The 20,867-nt window shown below is 61.1% G+C and carries 16 protein-coding genes and 1 tRNA gene; 5 read left to right on the forward strand and 12 right to left on the reverse strand.

Annotation, left to right across the window (positions count from 1 at the left end; translation table 11 throughout):
* Positions 1–29: 29 nt before the first annotated feature.
* From AC07R1_RS07510 to AC07R1_RS07545, 8 genes are all read right to left on the reverse strand, one after another.
* The gene (locus tag AC07R1_RS07510; RefSeq protein ID WP_495110361.1) at positions 30–1,091 is read right to left on the reverse strand and encodes a glycosyltransferase family 2 protein; all 1,062 of its coding nucleotides are present in this window, start codon (positions 1,089–1,091) and stop codon (positions 30–32) included.
* A 232-nt stretch (positions 1,092–1,323) separates the two neighbouring features.
* Positions 1,324–2,328: an Ldh family oxidoreductase gene (locus tag AC07R1_RS07515; RefSeq protein WP_495110362.1), complete on the reverse strand. Its 1,005-nt coding sequence runs from the start codon at positions 2,326–2,328 to the stop codon at positions 1,324–1,326.
* 58 nt (positions 2,329–2,386) lie between these two features.
* Positions 2,387–3,238: a substrate-binding periplasmic protein gene (locus tag AC07R1_RS07520; RefSeq protein WP_103407363.1), complete on the reverse strand. Its 852-nt coding sequence runs from the start codon at positions 3,236–3,238 to the stop codon at positions 2,387–2,389.
* A gap of 60 nt (positions 3,239–3,298) precedes the next feature.
* Entirely contained in the window at positions 3,299–3,961 is a 663-nt protein-coding gene (locus tag AC07R1_RS07525; protein WP_015636003.1) for an amino acid ABC transporter permease, read from the reverse strand.
* Positions 3,958–4,599, reverse strand: a complete 642-nt coding sequence (locus AC07R1_RS07530) for an amino acid ABC transporter permease (protein WP_495110363.1) — start codon at positions 4,597–4,599, stop codon at positions 3,958–3,960. Before AC07R1_RS07530 ends, AC07R1_RS07525 begins: the two co-directional genes overlap by 4 nt.
* On the reverse strand, positions 4,599–5,408 hold the full coding sequence (locus AC07R1_RS07535; protein WP_125063049.1) for an amino acid ABC transporter ATP-binding protein: 810 nt from the start codon (positions 5,406–5,408) through the stop codon (positions 4,599–4,601). Before AC07R1_RS07535 ends, AC07R1_RS07530 begins: the two co-directional genes overlap by 1 nt.
* A gap of 57 nt (positions 5,409–5,465) precedes the next feature.
* A complete protein-coding gene (locus AC07R1_RS07540) occupies positions 5,466–6,773 on the reverse strand; it encodes a M24 family metallopeptidase (RefSeq protein ID WP_011061831.1) in 1,308 nt (435 codons plus the stop codon).
* A 133-nt stretch (positions 6,774–6,906) separates the two neighbouring features.
* Complete coding sequence (locus tag AC07R1_RS07545) at positions 6,907–8,943, reverse strand: oxidoreductase (protein WP_495110364.1); 2,037 nt, start codon at positions 8,941–8,943, stop codon at positions 6,907–6,909.
* Between the two features lie 126 nt (positions 8,944–9,069).
* Here AC07R1_RS07545 and AC07R1_RS07550 point away from each other — a divergent pair, with 126 nt between their 5' ends.
* From AC07R1_RS07550 to AC07R1_RS07565, 4 genes are all read left to right on the forward strand, one after another.
* Entirely contained in the window at positions 9,070–9,711 is a 642-nt protein-coding gene (locus AC07R1_RS07550) for a TetR/AcrR family transcriptional regulator (RefSeq protein ID WP_011061833.1), read from the forward strand.
* A gap of 354 nt (positions 9,712–10,065) precedes the next feature.
* Positions 10,066–10,875 (forward strand): amidohydrolase family protein, encoded by an 810-nt coding sequence (locus AC07R1_RS07555; protein ID WP_283989123.1) that lies wholly within the window; start codon positions 10,066–10,068, stop codon positions 10,873–10,875.
* A 47-nt stretch (positions 10,876–10,922) separates the two neighbouring features.
* A complete protein-coding gene (locus AC07R1_RS07560; protein ID WP_011061835.1) occupies positions 10,923–12,152 on the forward strand; it encodes an MFS transporter in 1,230 nt (409 codons plus the stop codon).
* 98 nt (positions 12,153–12,250) lie between these two features.
* Positions 12,251–13,861, forward strand: coding sequence for an amidohydrolase family protein (locus AC07R1_RS07565; RefSeq protein ID WP_019094842.1), 1,611 nt, complete (start codon positions 12,251–12,253; stop codon positions 13,859–13,861).
* A 103-nt stretch (positions 13,862–13,964) separates the two neighbouring features.
* On the opposite strand, the gene ydiJ is transcribed toward AC07R1_RS07565, so the two are convergent.
* Positions 13,965–17,033: a D-2-hydroxyglutarate dehydrogenase YdiJ gene (gene ydiJ, locus AC07R1_RS07570; protein ID WP_495110365.1), complete on the reverse strand. Its 3,069-nt coding sequence runs from the start codon at positions 17,031–17,033 to the stop codon at positions 13,965–13,967.
* 160 nt (positions 17,034–17,193) lie between these two features.
* On the opposite strand from ydiJ, the gene AC07R1_RS07575 reads away from it, so the two are divergent.
* Positions 17,194–18,099, forward strand: coding sequence for a LysR substrate-binding domain-containing protein (locus AC07R1_RS07575; RefSeq protein WP_015636008.1), 906 nt, complete (start codon positions 17,194–17,196; stop codon positions 18,097–18,099).
* A 209-nt stretch (positions 18,100–18,308) separates the two neighbouring features.
* Here AC07R1_RS07575 and AC07R1_RS07580 read toward each other — a convergent pair.
* From AC07R1_RS07580 to uvrC, 3 genes are all read right to left on the reverse strand, one after another.
* Positions 18,309–18,384, reverse strand: a tRNA-Gly gene (locus AC07R1_RS07580).
* Between the two features lie 65 nt (positions 18,385–18,449).
* Positions 18,450–19,010 (reverse strand): CDP-diacylglycerol--glycerol-3-phosphate 3-phosphatidyltransferase, encoded by a 561-nt coding sequence (pgsA, locus tag AC07R1_RS07585; RefSeq protein WP_011061839.1) that lies wholly within the window; start codon positions 19,008–19,010, stop codon positions 18,450–18,452.
* Between the two features lie 32 nt (positions 19,011–19,042).
* Positions 19,043–20,866 (reverse strand): excinuclease ABC subunit UvrC, encoded by a 1,824-nt coding sequence (gene uvrC, locus AC07R1_RS07590; protein WP_041118779.1) that lies wholly within the window; start codon positions 20,864–20,866, stop codon positions 19,043–19,045.
* Position 20,867: the final 1 nt, after the last annotated feature.

Below are 20,867 nucleotides of genomic sequence, written 5' to 3' on the forward strand. Positions count from 1 at the left end.
CGGCGTGCGACGATACGGCGCGACGCGGATCAATCCAGGTTGCGGTGGTAGGACAACGCTTCACTGTGCCGGGCACTGGAGCGGCCGATGGACAGCCCGCAGCCACGCACCACGGCGCCGGCAGTGTCGAGCAACGAGATGGCAGTGACCATGGCCATGGCCCCCAGGCGCCGGGCTCCGTGCAGGGGCGGCAGGTCCTGGTGGTTGAGGGCCCGCAGGCTGTAGCCCAGGCGCCCGACCATCACGCACAAAGGCCCCAGCGGCCCACTGCGCCCGAGCCATTGCAGCCAGCCCGGCATGTAGGCGCGCACTAGGTACGGGGTCAGGCCGACGCTGTCGCCGCCCCTGAGCCAGCGCAGCTTGAACACCTCGCCCTGGCTGTCGGGCAGCCGGTGCTCGGTATGCGCCGCCGGCGCATAGGCCACCGCCACCCCCGCCGCTTGCAGGCGCAGGCCCATGACCTGGCAATGGGCACGATAGATGCCAGCCAGGGGTTCGTAGCGATACTGCTCGAAGGTGGCACAGCGAAAAGCCACGTTGTTGGCGTAGAAGTTACGCGTGGCGCCGTGGCGCAAGGGGCTGGGGAAATACATGAAGTCGATGGCGGTCAGCGCACTGCCGGCGACGCTCGGCGCGTAGCTGGTGCGCCCGGCCACCGCCACGGGCGCCTCGGGTTGCACAAAGGGCAGCAGCAATTCTTCCAGCCAATGGGCATCGGGCAGGCAGTCGGCATCGGCGAATACCACGTACTGGCAGCGCGCCTGGTCGACGCCATCGAAACCGACATTCTTGGCATCGTAGTAACCGGTACCGGCATCGATCTCGATGAACTCCAGCGCACAGCCGGCCAGGCTGCACAGCGCCTGGCGTGCCTCAAGGTCGAGGCCGTCATGGGTGATGATCCATTGGGCAAAAGCCTGGGGCGCCAGACTTTGCAGGGCCAGCCGGGCAATCAGCCGCTGGAGGCTGCCCAAGGCTTCGCCTGCATTCTTGCCGCCGCGCAGATTGTTGGTTTCCAACACCAGTGCGGTCTGGGCAGCAATCCCTTGCAGGCGCGTGGACAGGTCATCGCCGGGAGGCAACTGCGACATCCTGGCTGTCGTTTCTTGGCTATCCATTTCGCAGTGTCTCTGAAAAAAGCAGGGCCGCCCGGGGGCGTGACGCGCGCAATCACAGCATTATTCCGGGGATTATTCAAACACCGGCTGCGCCGGTTGTGATGCCCCGCGCAATCGCTTCTGGCCACCCATGTCATCCGCCAGGTAAGCCGCTCCCTGGCATCGCTGCAACGATTGGGGCTCTGACGGCAGAACTCGCTCCCCCCTAGAAGCGCGCCGCCAGCTGCTGATACAGCGCCATGGGCAAGCTGATTCCTTCTATTTGCGCCCGGGCCCAGGCCTGCTGCTTGGCCTGCCCCGGAGGGTGAACCCCCAGGGTGGCCAGGCGCTGCATCTGCCGCGCCAGTCGAGCCTCGAACTGCTCGTCGAGCAGGTGCGGGGCGATGGCGATCACCAGCAGGCCCGAACCCGGCGATTGTGCGCCGCTTCGAAAATCGGGCGCATCCAGCGACCAGTTGCCCCGGGCGACACCGCCGGCGAGCACTTCGACCAGCAAGGCGATGTTGGCCCCGCGACTGCCGCCGAACGCCAGCAAGGCACCGTGCATGGCCTCCCGGGCACTCAGGGTGGCTGCGCCCTGGGCATCCACTGCCCAGCCTTCGGGGATCGCCTCCCCGGCCTCGGCCGCCTTGAGGAGGTTGACGAAGGCCGTGGCGCTGCTGGCCTGGTCGATCAGCAGCAGGCGCCCGTCGCCGCAGGGAGCGGCGAAGGCCAGGGGGTTGGTGGAATAGATCGGCTGGCGCTGGCCGGCCACGGTCAACAGCGCCGGGCCGTTGCAGAACGCCAATGCCACCAGGCCTTCGGCGGCCAGGCGCCGGGTGTAGTAGCCCAGCTCGCCACAGGTAAACCCGTTGTGCAGGGCAAACAGGCTGATTCCCAACTGCCGGGTGCTGTCACACACAGCGCCAAAGGCCTGATCGAACCCCAGTTGCGCAATGCCCGCGCGCGCATCGCAACGGATCATTGCCGGGGCCAGCTGGGTGATCAGTGGCTTGGCCAAGCCCGCTATGCGCCCGCTGGCAAACCCGTGCAGGTAATCGGCCAGATGCTCGAAACCCACACTGGCCAGGCCATGACCCTGGGCCGATACCGTGGCCTCGGCCAGAGCCTGGGCCACTTCCTGGCTGCTGCCCGCCTGCAGGCAGCAGCGCCGGGCAAGATCCCTGGCCTCTGCCAGCGACAGACACTTGAACGCTGCACTCTCTTGCATCGATTGCTCCCTGACGCTGCTGCACAACCGCCCTGGCCACCGGGCCCGGGGCTGCGGGTCATTCCACCAGGCGTGGCGCCCCCACGTTGGCGGCTTGTTTATCCAGGCCGAACGAGCCGAGTATCTCGGCAATTTCGCCAGAAGCATGCAAGGCCTGGATGTTTTCATTGAGCGCCTCACTCAGCGCCGTATTGGCCTTGGTGTGGGGAAAACTGGTCTGCCCCGGCTCCAGGGTAGCCTTAACCCGCGGGTCGGGCTCCGAGACCTTGATGCTCATGCCCCGGTAGGCACCCTTCTGCTGCGAAGCCACACCCACCGCAAAGCTGTCGATGCCCAGCGCAATCCGCTTGGCCGCCAGGTCCTGGGCCATGGCCACCGGGTTGGGGTAGAGCACCAGATTGTCGCCAAAGGCCTTTTTCAAGTCGTCGACCCACAGGTAACCCTGCACCGTGCCGATGCGCTGGCCTTCGAGCTCGGAAATTTTCGAATAGCCCTCGCTGGAAATGATCCCCATCACGTCCAGGTACAGCGGCGCGGTCAGACCCAGGACCTTGCTGCGCTCGGCGGTACGGTACCAGTCGCCGATGCCGACGTCGGCCCGCCGTGCGATCACCGACTGGACCACCGCTGCCGGGTCCACCACTGTCAGCTTGATATCCAGGCACTCCCTGGCAGCGATGCGCTTGATGATTTCACCATCGACCCCGCTCAACTGGTTGCCCGGCCCGGGGATCGAGTACGGCGGGAAGACCCAGGCCGCGACGCTCAACACCCCAGGAGTCAGGGTTTCAAACGAGTGGGCCGGCTTGCAGTCGGCCAGAGCCTGGGGGGCACCGAGCAGCACCGAACCTCCCACCAGGGAGGAACAAAGGAACGCCCAACGAACAATGCGTTTGAATGAACGGATCATGGCTTCACCTGTGCATGGGTTGCATTAAGAGAATGGCAGCCGAAAGACGGCTCGAGCAGGTCATGCGTGCTGGCTGGGGGCCAGTTTTTTCTCCAGCGCCGCCACACCCAGGGTCGCGGGCGCACACACAGCGGCATACATCAGGCCGGCCAGGGTCAGCACCGGCATGTACTCGAAGGTGGATGAACCGATGGCCGAGGCGCGGCTGACGATCTCCGGGAGCGCGATGGTGAAACACAACGACGCGGCCTGGAACATCATGATCGAGAACCCCAACAACGACGGCAGAGCCACCCGCAACGCCTGGGGCAAGATGATGAAACGCAGTGCATCGAAGCGGTTCAGGCCGATCACCTCGGCCGCCTCGTTCTGCCCCTGGGCCACCGCCTCGATGCCGCCACGGATGATCTCGCTGGTGTAGGCCGCAGTGCAGTAGGCCAGCGCCAGGGCTGCCGCCCAGAAAGAACTCAGGGTCAGGCCCGCCGAAGGCAGGCCGAAATAGAAGTACTGCAACAGGATCAACGCCGGCGCGCCACGCCCCAGCTCGACAATCAGCAACGAGGGGTAGCGCACTGCCCGGCGGGGCGCCGACACACCCAGCGCCAGCAACAACCCAAGGACCACCCCCAGTGCCAGGCTGGCGGCGGTGACCTGAATTGACAGCACAAAGCCCTTCCACAGCTCGGGAAACCAGGCCAGCCACATCGTCAGGATCTCGTTCATCGGGCAACCCTCTGCTTCAGGGTGGCCGACAGCCAGCGCGAGAACAGCGCCACCGGTACGCTGAGAATCAGGTAGACCAGCGCCGCCACGCTGTACACCTCCAGCCCTTGAAAGGTTTGCTGAGACATCTGGTACGCCTGGAAGCTGACGTCACCGACACCGACGGTCGAGGCCACGGCCGAGTCCTTGAGCAAGCCAATGGCATAGGTGGCCGAGGTGGGAATGGCGATGCGCACCAGTTGCGGCAGCATCACATCGAAAAAGCGCTGGGGCGCCGACAGATTGAGCACCTGCGCCGCCTCGTACTGCCCCTGGGGGATCGCCGCAAAGGCACCGCGATATACCTCCGACATATGCGCCGCGGTGATCAGCCCCAGGCCCAGCACCGCGGCAGCGAACGGCGACAAGGCGATGTAGCCGCCTCCGATGCCGAAGAAGATGAAGAACAGCCAGACGATGGGCGGTATCGAACGCAGGGTCAGCACCAGCATCGCCGCCAGCCAGCGACACAGCTTCAGGTTCGACAGACGCAGGGCACAGAGTGGAAAGCCCAGCACCACGCCGATGCAGAAAGCGCCCAGGGTCACGCTCAGGGTCCAGGGCACGCCGCGCAACAGGACCAGCAGAATATCCGCCATCAGCGATTCCTCACGGCCTGGAGAAACTGCGCCACCCGCGCGTGCTGCGGCTCGCGCATCACCTGGGCACTGGGCCCCTGCTCGATGATCCGCCCTTCGGCCATCACCACCACCCGGTCGGACACCGTCTCGGCAAAGTGCATCTCGTGGGTCACCACCAGCATCGACATGCCCTCGCGCGCCAGCTCCTTCATCACCGCCAGCACTTCCAGGCCCAGCTCGGGGTCCAGGGCCGAGGTCGGCTCATCGAACAGCATCAGCTCCGGATCCAGCGCCAGGGCCCGGGCGATGGCGATGCGTTGCTGCTGGCCGCCGGAGCAACGCGCCGGATAGGCGTTGGCCTTGTCCGCGAGCCCCACCCGGTCCAGCAACTGCAAAGAGCGGGCGTCAGCTTCCTCGGCGCTGCGGCCGAGGGTGCGGACCTGCGCCAGGCTGACGTTGCGCAGCACCGTAAGGTGCGGAAACAGGTTGAACGACTGGAACACCATGCCGATGCGCCGGCGCAGATTGAGCAGCTCGCTCCGGGGCAGCGGGTGCCCGGCTTCGATAGCCACCCCGCCCATGCTGACCCGCCCCCGGGTCGCGGGCTCCAGTTGGTTGATGCAACGCAGCAAGGTGCTTTTACCCGAGCCGCTGGGGCCGATGATCGCCACCACCTCACCCTTGGCCATCTCGAAACACACGTCGTGCAATACGGGGTAAGGCCCGAATTGCTTATGGATCGCCTCCAGTCGCAGGAAAGGTTCGGCGCTGGGTACCGGGGGCGGTGCCAGGGGGCTGGCGTTTTCGATCACGGTCATGCTGCTCATTGTTTTTCTCCGGACAGGGTAGACGCCGTGCCTGCAAGAATCAGGCAACAACCACTGCTATCGATCGCCGTCGACTAACGGGGTACGGGAAAGCTTGACCGCTCCAGCAGCGGTAATCAGCACCTGCTCTTCGAGCTTCACGCCTTCATGGCCGCCCCGCTCGCCGATGTAGCTCTCCACCGAGAGCACCATGTTTTCCTCGAAGTGGCCGTCATAGCCCCACTCGGCAAAGTCCACCGCGTAGGCCACGCTGGGGTACTCATCGACCAGGCCCACACCGTGCAGCATCATCATGTAGCGGTTGTGCTCGAACTGCCTGGGCACCGGCCAGCAGCCCTCGGCGAACTCGCGAAACGACAGCCCCGGGCGCAGCAGGTCGAGATTGAAACTGATTTGCTGCGAGGCGATGTCAAGCAGGTCGCGCTGGGCCGCCGTCGGCGCCTTGCCGGGGCAGATGAAGCTGCGGGAGATGTCCGAGAGATAACCGCCCGGGCCCACCATGTCGGTGTCGAAACAGACCATCTCCCCGGCCGCGATGAGCTTGTCCGAGGCGTCCTGGAACCAGGGGTTGGTGCGCGGCCCGGAGTTCAGCAGGCGGCTCTCGGCCCACTCCCCGCCCTGGGCCACGTTGGTCCCGTGCATGATGCTCCACAGCTGGTTTTCGGTGATGCCCGGCACCAGGCTGGCGCGCATGCGGGCAATCGCCAGGTCACACACATCCATCGACACCCGGTGGCTGGCAATCTCCTGCACCGACTTGATCAGCCGCGCCTGCTCCATCAGCGGCTGGGCATCGAACAGCTGGATGCCCCTGGCCTTGAGCTTTTCCGCGCCCCAGGGGTCGCAGCGGTCCACTGCCAGGCGACGATTGCCGGCGCCATGCCGGGTCAGCAGGTCGGCCACCTCCAGGGCCCAGCGTTCGGCCTTCTCCTCGACCCGTGGGCCGGCCAGGAAATACAGCCAGGGGATCGCCGGGCGAATTTCATCGATGGTCTCGATGTGCTCACTGTTGTGCCGGCTGCTGTCGAACTCGAACAGCACCACCGGGCCATCGGTGGCCACGAATACGTAACGGCTAGGGGAATGCATCACCCACAGGCCGAGGTTATTGGTATCGGTGGCGTAGCGGATATTGATCGGGTCGGCCAGCAGCACGCCGGCGTAATCCTGCTTGCGCAGTTGCTGGCGAATGCGCTCCAGGCGGTACTGGCGCAGCGCCGGCCGGTCGATCGCGGCATAGGCCGCCAGCAGGCCGTGGTCCACCGGGGCCAGGGCATGGCCGGTGACGCTGGCATCACTGCGATAGTGCAGAGGGCTTGGGGGAACGACATTGAGCAGCTCGGTGAAATCGGTATCCGTGTGCATGCAACAACCTCCGCTGGGAAGAGTTTGAGGTTTATCAAAACCAGTCAGACCAACGTTCGGGGCAGTGACTTGACGCTAGGGAAACGGATGACGGCTGTCTTTCTTATTGTGCAAAACAGGGCGCAAGCAGTGGCTAGAGGTCCTTGACCAGGCGCAGTGCGTCGTAAATGGCCGCGTGGGTATTGCGCGATGACACCGCATCGCCGATCCGGAACAACTGGAAACGCCCCTGAGGGTTGGTCACCAGGTTTTGCGCGGTGCCGGCAATCAGGTCCTTGTACTCCACGGCGCCTTCGTTGGTGGCCATGGGCTGCAGCTCGAAATACAGCTCGTCCAGGGGCCGGGTGCCGTGGTTGACCACGATCTGGTCCACCAGTCGGGTTCTCTCCAGGTCGCTGTAGTCGGTGCCAATGGTCGCCAGCAACTGCTCGCCCTGGCGCTCCACGGCCTTGAGCCGGTAAGTGACGGTAAAGGTGGTGTCCAACTGCTGCAGCGAGCGCATGTAAGGCACCAGGTTCATGCCCATCACCTCCGGCGCGAACGAGCGGTCGGGGGTCATGATCTCGGTCCTGGCGCCGCTGCGGGCGATGAACTCGGCAGCCTGCAAACCTGCGTGATCGCCGGCATCGTCGTACACCAGCACATTGCGCCCAGGCTTCACGTCGCCGGAGATGATGTCCCAGCTCGACACCAGCCACTGGTTGCCGCTGTGCAGGACTTCGGTATGGGGCAAGCCGCCGGTGGCGACGATCACCACGTCGGGGTTTTCATCGAGGACCATCGCCGCATCGGCCCAGGTGTTGAAACGAAACTTCACCCCCAGGCGCTCGCACTGCGCCATGCGCCAATCGATGATGCTGATCATCTCCTTGCGCCGCTCGGACTGCGCGGTCAGGCGCACCTGCCCGCCGGGCTGGTCGGCCACCTCCAGCACCAGCACTTCATGCCCGCGCTCGCCGGCGACCCGCGCCGCCTCCAGGCCACCGGGGCCGGCGCCGATGATCAGGACCTTGCGCGGGTGCGCGGCCTTGGGCACCTCGTGGGGCATGCTGGTTTCGCGGCCAGTGGCGGCATTGTGAATGCAGTAGGCGGCGCCGGCGTTGTAGATCCGGTCCAGGCAATAATTGGCGCCGACACAGGGGCGGATTTCATCTTCACGGTTCTCGATGATCTTGCGCACGATGTGCGGGTCGGTCATGTGCGCACGGGTCATGCCCACCATGTCCACCAGGCCCGAGGCAATCGCGTGGCGGGCGGTGGCGACATCGGGGATCTTCGCCGCATGGAAGGTGGGGAAACCGGTCAGGGCACGAATCTCCCCGGCAAAGTCCAGGTGCGGTGCATTGCGCATGCCCTGGATCGGGATGATGTCGGTCAACCCGGCATCGGTGGCGATATTGCCGCGAATCACGTTGAGAAAATCGACCATGCCGCTGTCTTTCAACAGCTGCGAGATGTGCAGCCCCTCCTCTTTCTCAAGGCCGCCGGCCAGCACTTCATCGCCGGTGTAGCGGATGCCGACGATAAACTCCGGGCCCACCCGCTGGCGAATCGCACTCAGCACCTCGAAGGTAAACCGCAGGCGGTTGTGCAATGAACCACCGTAGGCGCCCTCCAGCTCGTTGGTCAATGGCGACCAGAACTGGTCCATCAGGTGGCCGTAGGCCTGCAGTTCGATACCATCCAGGCCGGCGGCCTGCATGCGTTCGGCGGCGTCGGCGTAATCGCGGATGATGCGTTCGATATCCCAGATTTCCAGCTTCTTGGGAAAGGCTCGGTGTGCCGGCTCCTGATTGTGCGAGGGCGACACCACCGGCAGCCAATCGCCCTTGTCCCAGCGGGTGCGGCGCCCCAGGTGGGTGAGCTGGATCATCACCGCCGCGCCATGCTCGTGGCATTCGTCGGTGAGGTCTTTCATCCAGCCGACCACTTCGTCCTTGTACGCCAGGATGTTGTTGAACACCGGTGGGCTATCGCGGGAGATCGCCGCCGAGCCTGCAGTCATGGTCATGGCCACACCGGCCTTGGCACGCTCGACGTGGTAGGCCCGGTACAATTTCTTCGGCATGCCCTCTTCGGGGTACGCCGGCTCGTGGGAGGTGGTGATAATACGGTTGCGAAGTGTCAGGTGCTTGAGGCGATAGGGCTGAAGAAGCGGATCGTTATTCATATCGGTCTCGCATACTGGTCATCAGGCAAGGCAGACGATAGACCTCAATGTACACCAGTGTCAATGACACTGACAGTGGTGTACATTCGCCCCGTCAAGGTTAAACGGACAAGGAAAAAATGCCCCATGAAAGCAACCAGCAACAATGTGGAAGCTGCCGGCCGCGGCTCTCTGGAAAGCTGGCTCAACGCGGCCTATGAGAGCCTCAAGGAATCGGGAGTGGATGCGGTGCGGGTGATGCCGCTGGCGAAGAAACTCAACCTGTCGCGCACCAGTTTCTACTGGTATTTCCAGGACCGCGAAGCCCTGCTCGAAGCCCTGGTTAATCTGTGGAAGAACAAGAACACCTTGAGCCTGGTGTCACAGTCCGAGGCCTATGCCGAATCCATCACCGAGGCGATTCTCAACGTCTTCGACTGCTGGCTGAACAGCGAACTGTTCGATTCACAGTTCGAGTTCGCCATGCGCAGCTGGGCCCTGCAATCCCCCGAAGTGGCGCACGAGATCCGCCAGGCCGATGCACAGCGGGTGCAGGCCCTGGCACAGATGTTCGACCGTTTCGGTTTCGCCCATGACGCCGCCGTCACCCGCGCGCGCTCGATCTACCTGACCCAGATCGGCTACATCAGCATGAACACCCAGGAACCGATGGCGCAGCGCATGCGCTACATCCCCGAGTACTTGAAGATCTTCACCGGCGTGGAGCCCCTGCCCCGGGAGCTGGACCGGTTCTTCCAGCGCAACGGTTTTTCAGCGGCCGAGCTTTAGAACCGAGGCGGGCCGCCGCCTGGCCCGCCGGCGTTGCTCAATACCTCGTTCAGCCTGGGCCGGTTCGGCCGGGGGCTGAACAATCTCGACCAGGCATCCCGAGACGCCCCCCACCCCCGTGTAAAAAACCACGCCTGCACGCATTGACAAGGCAGAGGCAAAAACTCAACATGTCAGCACTTGTAGGACAACCAACAACCAACAACCAACAACTAACAAGTGCCGCTTTTCAACCGTGATGACGCGCGAAAGGCTGTCGAGGGGATGAAATCCATGTCTCACTTGCGACCCGCCACCGACTCGCCGCCTTTGTGCGCGCCCCCTGGAGCAGAGGTCCGCGCCCCGAGCTTCGTAATGCCGGCCGGGGCATGCGACACCCATGCACACGTAATCTCCGGCGATCTTGAGCGCTATCCACTGGTACCCGACCGTAGCTACACCCCGCCTCCGGCACCTGAGGCGCTGTATCTGGAGGTGTTGCGGGCGATGGGGATGCAGCGAGGGGTTTTGGTGCAGCCGAGCGTCTATGGCACCGATAACCGGTACATGCTCGAAGTGTTGCAACGTCATCAGGAGCAACTGAGAGGGGTCGCGGTAGTAGACGAACACGTTGGCGACGACGAACTGGCGAATATGCATGCCTTGGGTGTGCGTGGTGTTCGCATCAACGTTCTGTTTCGAGGCGGAGTGAATCTGGACTTGATGGAGCACCTGGCCCATCGAATTGCCGACCTTGGCTGGCATATGCAGTTTCTGATTGATGTTCGGCTTCTAAGTGAGATTGAGGCCCGGATGGCCAAGTTGCCTTGCGCTGTCGTGATTGATCACTTCGGGCACTTCCCGGCCCATCTGGGCATTAAGGAACCGGGGTTTGAGTTGCTGCTGAGGAACGTGGCGGAGCACGGTTGGTGGGTCAAGTTGTCGGGCGCTTACCGCCTGAGTGATCAGCGTCCGGACTATGCCGATACAGATGCGCTCGCCCATGCCTTGCTGGCCGTTGCCCCGGAACGAATGGTGTGGGGCAGCGACTGGCCTCACGTAGCACTCGAAAGTACGCCCGACACAAGTTCATTGCTGGATCGCTTGCTTTCATGGGCGCCCAGCGAACGCCAACGACAGAGCATTCTGGTTGATAACCCTGGCGCCCTGTACGACTTCAAATAACAAAAACAATAACCAAGCAGAACTGCGGTGCTGCACGGAGAATAATAATGAGTTGGTTTAGCGAACTTAATACCGTTGAAAAACGCACCTTCTATTCCGCATTTGGTGGCTGGGCCTTGGACGCCCTGGATTTCATGGTGTTCACCTTTGTCATCGCCTCGCTGATGACCCTTTGGCACATTGACAAGGGTTCAGTGGGGCTACTGAGTACCGTGACGTTACTTTTCTCGTCCATTGGCGGATGGGGAGCGGGCATTCTGGCAGACCGATACGGTCGTGTGCGGTTGCTGCAGATCAGTATTCTGTGGTTCTCGATCTGCACCGTATTGATCGGCTTTGCGCAAAACTTCGAACAGTTATTTGTCCTTCGGGCACTGCAGGGGCTCGGGTTCGGAGGTGAGTGGGCCGTGGGATCGGTACTGATCGGCGAAATGGTTCGAGCGCAACATCGCGGCAAAGCCGTGGGTATCGTGCAAAGCGGATGGGCCATTGGCTGGGGCGCCGCCGCACTGCTCTACACACTGTCTTTCAGCTTGCTTCCCGAAGATATTGCCTGGCGGTCGCTGTTTTGGATCGGCATCGTTCCGGCACTTCTGGTCCTCTACATTCGTAAATATGTACCAGAGCCCGAGGTATTCCTGCGGACTAAAAAGCACCAGAGCGAAACAGGCAACTCGGTTCCTTTCTGGCACATTTTCTCACCCTCGCTCCTGCGCACCACGCTGCTATCCGCCCTGCTCTGCATGGGCGTTCAAGGTGGCTACTACGCAATCACCACGTGGTTGCCGGCCTATCTGAAACTGGAAAAGGGCCTGTCGGTCTTTGGCACCGGTAGCTATCTGATGGTGGTCATCATCGGTTCATTCTTTGGCTATGTCTGCGGCGCCTTCCTGTCTGACCGCCTGGGGCGGCGCCCCAACTTCATCATCTTCGCCGTTCTGTCGGCCATCAGTGTGGTCTGCTACATGCAACTGAACTTGACCAACACTCAAATGCTGTTTCTCGGCTTTCCACTGGGCTTCGCAGCTTCAGGTATCTACAGCGGCATGGGCGCCTTTTTGACTGAGCTTTATCCTTCAGCAGTGAGGGCCAATGGCCAGGCATTCTCCTATAACTTTGGGCGAGCGGTAGGCGCTCTGTTTCCCGGACTCGTAGGCTTTATAAGCGCCAAATACAGCCTCGGCACCGCCATCGCGATCTTCGCGGGAGGAGCCTACTGCCTTGTCCTGGTGGTGACCTTCTTCCTCCCGGAAACCAAGGGCAAGCAATTACACTGAGCCAGCCATCATTTGTTAGAGTAACGCCCACGCAATGTTCGTTACGTGGGCGTTTGACGTTTCAAGCTTTTGAAACTGACATTTGATGACTGAGTAAAATGACTATAAAAGCAATTGGCCGACGCGATCACTTCTCGGTTGAAATTTTTCGTCACCTGGAAAGCGAAATACGTGAAGGTCGACTCCGCCCAGGTGATCGCATCCCCACGGAAAGCCGGTTGGCAGAGGCTTTTGCCGTTAGCCGAAATGTAGTGCGTGAAGCTGTCGCTCGGCTCAATTCGGCCGGCCTCGTCGTCAGTCGCCAGGGGCTTGGGGTATTTGTTGCAACCGAAGCCAACCAAAGCAGTTTCCGGATTACTCAAGAGGAGCTCACCGATAGCACCAAGCTGCGTCAACTGTATGAGCTGCGCCTGGACCTCGAAGTCGCCGCGGCCGCCATGGCCGCCAGACGCCGGTCACTCAGTCAGTTGAACAAGATTGAAGCGGCACTGGACACCCTGCGCGCCAGTATCCAAAACCGTCAGGACATGGTGGAACACAGCCTGCAGTTCAAGCGCGCAATTGCCGATGCCACAGGCAATGAATACTTTCGCAACTTCATCATTTTTCTGTGCAGCCACGTCTACGAAGCGGCGTTACTGGAGAACCACCTGGTTCGCTCCAGCGACCTTGGCGAGACGCTACTGGCTGAGCATCAGGCGATCTTCGAAGCGATCAGGCTCGGCGATCCCGACCTTGCCAGACGAGTCACCTGGCAACAAATCATCAACTCCGCCGAACGCAACGGATTGCGAGGATTGCAAGGCTGGGAAATCACTCGGATGAGTTCGCTGGGAGAGACCTACGCACCGCAATGCGCAGGCCCGGACCCTGAACCTCGTACATTGCCACGCGCCTTGCCTGACGGCGCGTGCGACTGCCACTTCCACGTTTTTGGTGACGAGAATGGCCAACCCTTCTCTCCTCACCGCTCCTACACGCCGCCGCCCGCTCCACTGGAGGCATTTCAGCGCGTCCAAAAAACCCTGGGGCTAAGTCGCGGGGTCATCGTCCAACCCAGCGTCTATGGGGCGGACAACAGCACAACGCTCGCGGCACTGAAAGAAGCGGGCAGCGCATTCCGCGGCGTTGTGGTGATCGATGCCGATACCGATACAGAAACCTTGTGGGCAATGCATCGCCTCGGGGTGCGCGGCGTGCGCGTCAACCTGATCTTCAAAAGCGGTGTCGAGGTATCGGATGTTGCAGCGCTGGCAGAAAAAGTCGCGCCACTTGGCTGGCACCTACAGCTACTGATCGATATCACCGAGTTCGCCGACTTGTACGAGACCGTGGCCAGCCTGCCCGTCGCAGTCGTCATCGACCACATGGGGCACATGCCCACCAGTTGCGGGCTGGGCCATCCAGGATTCACCGACCTGCTGCGGCTGTTAAAAGAAGGTCGTGTGTGGGTCAAGCTTTCGGGGGCTTATCGCTTTACAGCATCGAAGGACTTCCCTTACGACGACGTAACGCCCTACGCTCGGGCGTTGATCGAAGCGAATCCAAACCGCTTACTGTGGGCGAGCGACTGGCCACATCCTTGTATACCGGTACCCATGCCCAACGATGCCAGTCTGCTGGAGATGCTGTTTAACTGGGTTGAAAACGATGACGCGCTCATCAAGCAGATTTTGGTTGATAACCCTGCAAAGCTCTATGGGTTCTGATACCGCTCGACGATCTGCGCACATCGGTTTTCGCTGGACCGATGGCCTCCAATCAATACCTTAAGAAACGCGAGGCGGCCAAGCCGCCTCAGGCTCGCGCCAATCAGCATCCTGAAGATGGGGTGGCAGTGTCGCGCAGGAACCTCAGCAACGCCTGGAGCGGGTGCAGGACAAGCTGCCCGTCCTTGCGCTTGACCTGGCTTCGACACGAGTACCCATCCGCCAGCAGGCGCCCTGCCCCATTAAGACGGGCCACCAATGGCCCCCAGGACTGTCGGTAAATAACCTCGGACGTCTCGGCATTTTGTGTTTCGTGCCCGTAGGTTCCGGACATTCCACAACACCCACTGGCTTGCACCTGCAACCTCAAGCCGACTCGCGCATAGATCGTCTGCCACAGGCCCACACTGCCCGGCTCGTTGGTTTTCTCGGTGCAGTGCGGCAGGAAGTAGTAAGTACCTTCGTCGGCGCTCACCGCTGATTGCACAAGCACCTCCACAAGCCATTCCTGCGGCAGCAGAACCGCTGGGGCCTGGTCCTCACCCAAGGTCTTGACGTACTCCTGGCGGTAAACCAAGGTCATCGCGGGATCAAGCCCCACCAACGGAATCTGATATTGATGCAGTTCGCGAAGCGATCGGGCGTTGAAATGCGCTGCTTGTTCGAATGCCTTTAGAAAGCCCTGAACCTGCAGCGGCTTGCCATTGGCCGCGAACGGCGCGATGTACACCTCAAACCCGAGCCTGGAAATCAACTCGATCCAGTCCGCGAGCAGCGGTGTCTCGAAATAACGGGTGAAGGCGTCCAGCACGAGAATAACGCTGCGTTTACGCTGCGCCTCGTCCAGCCCTTCAAGAAGCACTGGCGACGCCACGCGCACCTTCCAGCGGCGGCAAACGTCATCAAAATTCAGCAAGCTCAGCAGCGGGCTGTCGACCATACCGGCAACGCGCCGAAGAAACGCCCCCACCATCCCAGAACCGATGATCCCGTTGTACAAGCGCGGCACACGGGCCAAGTAGGGAATCGTGTACTCCAGAGAACCGATGAGGTAATCCTTCAATGGGCGCAGATATCGGCTGTGGTAAAGCTCGAGGAATCGTGAGCGAAAGTCGGGCACATTGACTTTCACCGGGCACTGACCCGCACAGGACTTGCAGGCGAGGCACCCTGCCATCGCCTCGTAGACCTCATGGGAAAAGTCTTTCTGGCCCATCTTGTGCGCAACCGTATTGGCAGCACGCCTGGCGAAGCTGATCACCGTGGCCGCTAAAGGGCGAGCCCCTTGTGAAACCAACACATCGACACCTTGCTGCCCCTGCAAGCGCAGCCACTCCCGGACCAGAGAAGCGCGCCCCTTGGGCGAGTGAATTCTATTTCGAGTGCCCTTCCAGGAAGGGCACATGGCGTCATCGGGGTCGAAGTTGTAGCAGGCGCCATTGCCGTTGCAATGGACCGCGGCGTCGTAATGCAACCACACCCGCTCATCAATCGTACGATCCAGCTCGCCGCGCAACGTGACCTCATCAACTCGAGTCAACCGAGCGTCAGGTAGCGTGTGTGGCGTGGCGATTTTTCCCGGGTTGAGTTGGTTGTACGGGTCAAAAGCCGACTTGAGTTCCTGCAGCGCCGGATAGAGTTCGCCGAAGTAGTCCGGCACATATTGCGACCTCAACCCTTTGCCATGCTCCCCCCAGAGCAAGCCACCGTGCTTTTGCGTCAGCTCGGCGACGGCATCGGAAATGGGCTGGATCAAGGCCGCCTGAGCGGGGTCTTTCATATCCAGAATCGGCCGCACATGCAGGACCCCGGCGTCAACGTGGCCGAACATGCCATATTCCAAACCATGGCTATCCAAAAGCGCCCGAAATTGCGCAATGAAATCAGCCAGGTTCTCGGGAGGAACCGCAGTATCTTCAACGAACGGCTGGGGCCTGGCGGAACCTTTGACATTCCCCAGCAGCCCCACCGCACGCTTGCGCATCGCGTAAACCCGCTTCAATGCCTCTGCACCGATGGCAAGGGTGTGCCCCAATCGCACCACACTGGTGTCCTGCTGAAGGTGCCGGACAAACTCATGAACACGCAGCTGAACCACTTCCTCATCGTCGCCGCTGAACTCCACCAGGTTGATTCCCAGGGTTGGCACATCGGGTTCTTGGGGAAAGTACTCGGCGACTCCGTGCCAGACGATGTCGTTCATGGCCAGCCCGAGGACCTTGGAGTCGACCGTCTCGATGGACAATGGCTCGAGCTGCATCAACGCCTTGGCATCGCGCAATGCATCCATGAAGCCCGCGTAACGTACGTTGACAAGGATCGAGTACTTGGGAATGGGCAACACATTCAGCGTGGCTTCAACAATGAAACCCAGTGAGCCTTCGGACCCACACAGGACACTGTTCAGATTGAATCGGTCATTCGGCTCACGCAGATGCGCCAGGTCATATCCCGTCAAGCAACGGTTCAACTTGGGAAAGGTATGCTCGATGAGTTCGGCGTAATCATGGGCGATCTGCGAGGCACATCGATAAATTGCCCCAACCTTGTCGTCGCGATGCGCTTGCGCCTGCCAGCAATCTCGCTCCAGGACCGCACTATCGAGCCGCTCTCCGCCTATCAGAATGGTAGAAAGCGCCAGGACGTGGTCACGGGTTTTTCCGTAGGTACAGCTTCCCTGACCGCTTGCGTCGGTATTTATCATCCCGCCGATCGTGGCCCGATTCGACGTCGACAACTCCGGTGCAAAAAACAGTCCGTGCGGTTTCAACGCCGCATTGAGCTGGTCCTTGACCACACCGCTTTGCACACGCACCCAGCGCTCCTCGACGTTGATCTCAAGGATGCCGTTCATATGACGCGACAGATCCACCACAACGCCGCTCGTCAACGATTGGCCATTGGTTCCGGTTCCGCCGCCACGCGGTGTGAGCACCACCGAACTGAACGACGCCAGCGCCGCAAGGCGGGCCAAGAGCTCGACATCTTGCACATTTCGAGGAAACACCGCGGCTTGAGGCAGACGCTGATAGATCGAGTTGTCGGTTGCCAGCACTGTCCTCACAGCATGATCGCGAGCAATTTCACCCTGGAATCCTTCTTTCTCAAGGCGAGCCAGGAACAACTCACAGGGTTCGTTTTTAGTTTCGTGGGGAGGCAACCTGGCAATCATGGTGGAATTCCTAGCGGCGATACGGCTAATCTGAGCATTCTCGTTATGTATGCTTCCTAGCCCGAGGCCTGGCTCAGGACAAAGGCCTTTCCACCGATTTTGTGGGGACAAGACAATTCACACAAACGTAAAATCTGCAGCTTTTCCATGAGCTTTATGAATGAACCCACGAAGACTGACCCCCTCGATGTCCCTGCTGATCGCTTTCGAGGCAGCAGCCCGACATTGCAGCTTTACCAAAGCGGCAGACGAACTTGCCCTGACTCAAAGCGCTGTCAGCCGGCAAGTGCAGGCTCTGGAATCACAGCTTGAGGTCTCGCTGTTCAAACGTGAGGGAAGAAGAATCGAACTCACCGCTGCCGGCGCGCTTTACCAGCATGAACTCACTGCCGCACTGGGCCGAATTCGAAGCGCTACCCTGCAGACAATTGCCTTCAAGGAGGAAGAAGGCCCATTGAACCTCGCGGTACTGCCGACCTTCGGTTCAAAATGGCTGCTGCCCAAAATGCATGAATTTTATGCGCGTCATCCCAGGAGCCTGGTGCACGTCCACTCGAGGATCATTCACGCCGACAACCCATCCAGCGTGAGCGACATGCAGGCCATCATCTACGCGGGAAAAGGCGACTGGCCGGGCTACGTATCGCACCTTTTGCTACAAGAAAAACTGGTGGTTGTCGCCAGCCCCAAAGCGCTGCCGGACAGCCTTGAGATGTCGCTCAACGATGTCACCAATCATTTGTTGTTGAATGTCGTTTCTCGACCCAATAGCTGGTCCGATTGGTTTGACCTCAACAAACTGGACCACCAGAAAATGCGGACAGGCCCAAGCTTTGAGCTCACGGCCCACCTTATACAGGCGGTATCCGCTGGCGTCGGCATTGGGCTGGTTCCCGATATTCTGGTGCAAGACGAAATCAAATCCGGGGCACTGGTAAAACTGTTTGGCCCTATGGAAAGCGGTCGCAATTACTATCTGACCTGCGCAGCGCGCTATCAGCATTATCCGGCGCTTGAAACATTCAGCGCCTGGCTGTTATCCGAGAGCGCCATCGTGAGTGCCTGAACAGGCCAGGGGCCGGATGTTCATCACCGCTCCAGCAACGAACCGATTCAGCGCTGCCCGGATTCAAGCCTTTTGAGAAGGACTCAATTCCTGGATTTGAAGGCGCTGGATGGTGCTGGATTTCAGTGAAGCCCGCAGAAACGAAAAAAGGACCCGAAGGTCCTTTTTTCGATCGCTGCAGAATTCGTGGAACTCTGCAGCGCTATGTTTGGAGCGGGAAACGAGACTCGAACTCGCGACCCCGACCTTGGCAAGGTCGTGCTCTACCAACTGAGCTATTCCCGCAACGTCTTGGTGTTGCGCATTCTATAGAAATCCGAATGCGCGTCAAGCCTTTGATTCAAAAAAACTTATTTTTTCTCGTTATCAGTTTTCAGGTGCGGCCAGGCGGCTCGCAGATACTGCAGCATGGACCACAGGGTCAGGCCCGCTGCCGCCAACAGCAACGCGTAACCTACCAGCACCCAGAAACTGAAGTCCGAGGGATTGGCCAGCAAAATCACCAGCGCCAGCATTTGCGCCGCCGTTTTCCACTTGCCCATGTTCGACACCGCCACCTGCGCACGGGCGCCGAGCTCGGCCATCCACTCGCGCAGCGCCGAGATGACGATTTCACGACCGATGATCACCGCGGCGGGCAAGGTCAGCCACAGGTTGTGATGCTCCTGCACCAGCAGCACCAGGGCCACCGCCACCATCAGCTTGTCGGCCACCGGGTCGAGGAACGCACCGAACGGCGTGCTCTGCTGCAGGCGCCGCGCCAGGTAGCCGTCCAGCCAGTCGGTGGCGGCCGCGAAGGCAAACACCGAACTGGCGGCCATGTAGCTCCAGCTATAGGGCAAATAGAACAGCAAAATGAAAATCGGGATGAGCAGGACGCGTAGAACGGTGATCAGATTAGGGATATTCATCGGCACAACTGGCTACGAGGTGATTGGGCATTCTACTCGCTGTGCAGGTTTGCATAAATCAACTCTGCGAGCTTTTTACTGATTCCCGGTGCTTTGGCAATCTCGTCGATGCTTGCACGGGACAGTTCCTGCAATCCACCAAAATGTTTGAGAAGGTCCCGCCGACGCTTCGGCCCGACGCCCGCCACCCCTTCCAGGGTCGAGGTACGCCGGGTCTTGCCACGCCGTGCGCGGTGACCGGTGATCGCGAAGCGGTGAGCCTCATCGCGGATTTGCTGGATCAGGTGCAGCGCCGGCGAGTCACCCTTGAGGGTGAATTCATGGGCTGCGTCGTTCAGGTACAGGGTTTCGAATCCGGCCTTGCGGGTCGCGCCCTTGGCCACGCCGAGCAGGATCAGGTCCGGCACCGCCAGCTCATTGAGCACATCCCGAGCCATGGACAGCTGGCCCTTGCCGCCGTCCACCAGAAGGATGTCCGGCAGCTTGCCCTCGCCGTCCTTGAGCTTGCTGAAGCGCCGGGTCAGGGCCTGGTGCATGGCGGCGTAGTCGTCGCCGGCGGTCACGCCTTCGATGTTGTAGCGCCGGTAGTCGGACTTCAGCGGCCCTTCCGGCCCGAATACCACGCAGGAGGCTACAGTGGCCTCGCCGCTGGAATGGCTGATGTCGTAGCACTCCAGGCGCTGCGGCGGCTCGTCCAGGTTCAGCACCTCGGCCAGGGCTTCGAAACGTGCGGCCACGTGCTGGCGGTTGGCCAGGCGCGCGCTCAGGGCCTGCTCGGCGTTGGTTACCGCCAGTTGCTGCCAGCGGGCGCGGGTACCGCGTACCCGGTGGCTGATGGTCAACTCGCGCCCGCGCAGCTCGTCGATGGCGGCGATCAGGGTCGGGAAGTCCTCATGGACCACGTTGACGATCAACTCGGAAGGCAGGTCGCGTTCCGGGCTGCTGACAAAATACTGGCCGAGGAACGCCGACATGACTTCGGCCACGTCCTCCTCGATACCCACCTGGGGAAAGAAGTTCTTGCTGCCCAGTACCCGGCCGCCGCGCACGCTGATCAGGTGCACACAGGCGCCGCCCGGGTTGACGAAGGCCGCCACCACATCCACATCGCCCGTGCCACCTTCCATGCTCTGCTGGTCCTGGACCCGACGCAGCAGGGAGATCTGGTCCCGCAGTTCGGCGGCCTTTTCGAAATCCAGGGTGCTGGCGGCGGCTTCCATGGCGGTGGAGAGTTCGTCGGTCAGGGCATTGCTGCGCCCCTCCAGGAACATCACCGAGTGGCGCACGTCCTCGGCATAGACCTCAGGCTCCACCAGGCCGACGCAGGGCGCCTTGCAGCGTTTGATCTGGTACTGCAGGCAGGGCCGCGTACGGTTCTTGTAGTAGCTGTCCTCGCACTGGCGGACCATGAAGGTCTTCTGCAACAGGCTGAGGCTTTCGCGAATGGCGCCGGCGCTGGGATAAGGGCCGAAATACTTGCCCTTCTGCTTCTTCGCCCCGCGATGGATGCTGAAACGCGGAAAGTCGCCGTCCGAAAGAAACACGTAGGGGTAGGACTTATCGTCGCGCAGGAGAATGTTGTACGGCGGCCGCCACTCCTTGATCAGCGTCTGCTCCAGCAGCAGCGCTTCGGTTTCATTGGCGGTGATGGTGGTTTCGATCTGCGCGATGCGCGCCACCAGGGCGGCGGTCTTCGGCGCCTGGCCGGTCTTGCGGAAATAGCTGGAGAGCCGGTTCTTCAGGTTCTTGGCTTTACCGACGTAAAGCAGGCGTGCATCGCTGTCGAACATGCGATACACACCGGGGCGGCCACTGCAGGTAGAAAGAAAGGCACTGGGATCAAACTGGTCGGTCATT

The sequence above is a fragment of the Pseudomonas sp. GW821-FHT07F01 genome (genome assembly GCF_059418825.1).

Excerpts from the sequence above, each read along its gene's own strand:
- AC07R1_RS07565 (WP_019094842.1), top strand. The coding sequence starts at position 12,251 with ATGACTATAAAAGCAATTGGCCGACGCGATCACTTCTCGGTTGAAATT.
- AC07R1_RS07535 (WP_125063049.1), bottom strand. The coding sequence starts at position 5,408 with ATGAGCAGCATGACCGTGATCGAAAACGCCAGCCCCCTGGCACCGCCC.
- AC07R1_RS07550 (WP_011061833.1), top strand. The coding sequence starts at position 9,070 with ATGAAAGCAACCAGCAACAATGTGGAAGCTGCCGGCCGCGGCTCTCTG.
- AC07R1_RS07525 (WP_015636003.1), bottom strand. The coding sequence starts at position 3,961 with ATGAACGAGATCCTGACGATGTGGCTGGCCTGGTTTCCCGAGCTGTGG.
- pgsA (WP_011061839.1), bottom strand. The coding sequence starts at position 19,010 with ATGAATATCCCTAATCTGATCACCGTTCTACGCGTCCTGCTCATCCCG.
- AC07R1_RS07520 (WP_103407363.1), bottom strand. The coding sequence starts at position 3,238 with ATGATCCGTTCATTCAAACGCATTGTTCGTTGGGCGTTCCTTTGTTCC.
- AC07R1_RS07540 (WP_011061831.1), bottom strand. The coding sequence starts at position 6,773 with ATGCACACGGATACCGATTTCACCGAGCTGCTCAATGTCGTTCCCCCA.
- AC07R1_RS07530 (WP_495110363.1), bottom strand. The coding sequence starts at position 4,599 with ATGGCGGATATTCTGCTGGTCCTGTTGCGCGGCGTGCCCTGGACCCTG.
- AC07R1_RS07560 (WP_011061835.1), top strand. The coding sequence starts at position 10,923 with ATGAGTTGGTTTAGCGAACTTAATACCGTTGAAAAACGCACCTTCTAT.
- AC07R1_RS07555 (WP_283989123.1), top strand. The coding sequence starts at position 10,066 with ATGCCGGCCGGGGCATGCGACACCCATGCACACGTAATCTCCGGCGAT.
- AC07R1_RS07545 (WP_495110364.1), bottom strand. The coding sequence starts at position 8,943 with ATGAATAACGATCCGCTTCTTCAGCCCTATCGCCTCAAGCACCTGACA.
- ydiJ (WP_495110365.1), bottom strand. The coding sequence starts at position 17,033 with ATGATTGCCAGGTTGCCTCCCCACGAAACTAAAAACGAACCCTGTGAG.
- AC07R1_RS07575 (WP_015636008.1), top strand. The coding sequence starts at position 17,194 with ATGAACCCACGAAGACTGACCCCCTCGATGTCCCTGCTGATCGCTTTC.
- AC07R1_RS07510 (WP_495110361.1), bottom strand. The coding sequence starts at position 1,091 with ATGTCGCAGTTGCCTCCCGGCGATGACCTGTCCACGCGCCTGCAAGGG.
- AC07R1_RS07515 (WP_495110362.1), bottom strand. The coding sequence starts at position 2,328 with ATGCAAGAGAGTGCAGCGTTCAAGTGTCTGTCGCTGGCAGAGGCCAGG.
- uvrC (WP_041118779.1), bottom strand. The coding sequence starts at position 20,866 with ATGACCGACCAGTTTGATCCCAGTGCCTTTCTTTCTACCTGCAGTGGC.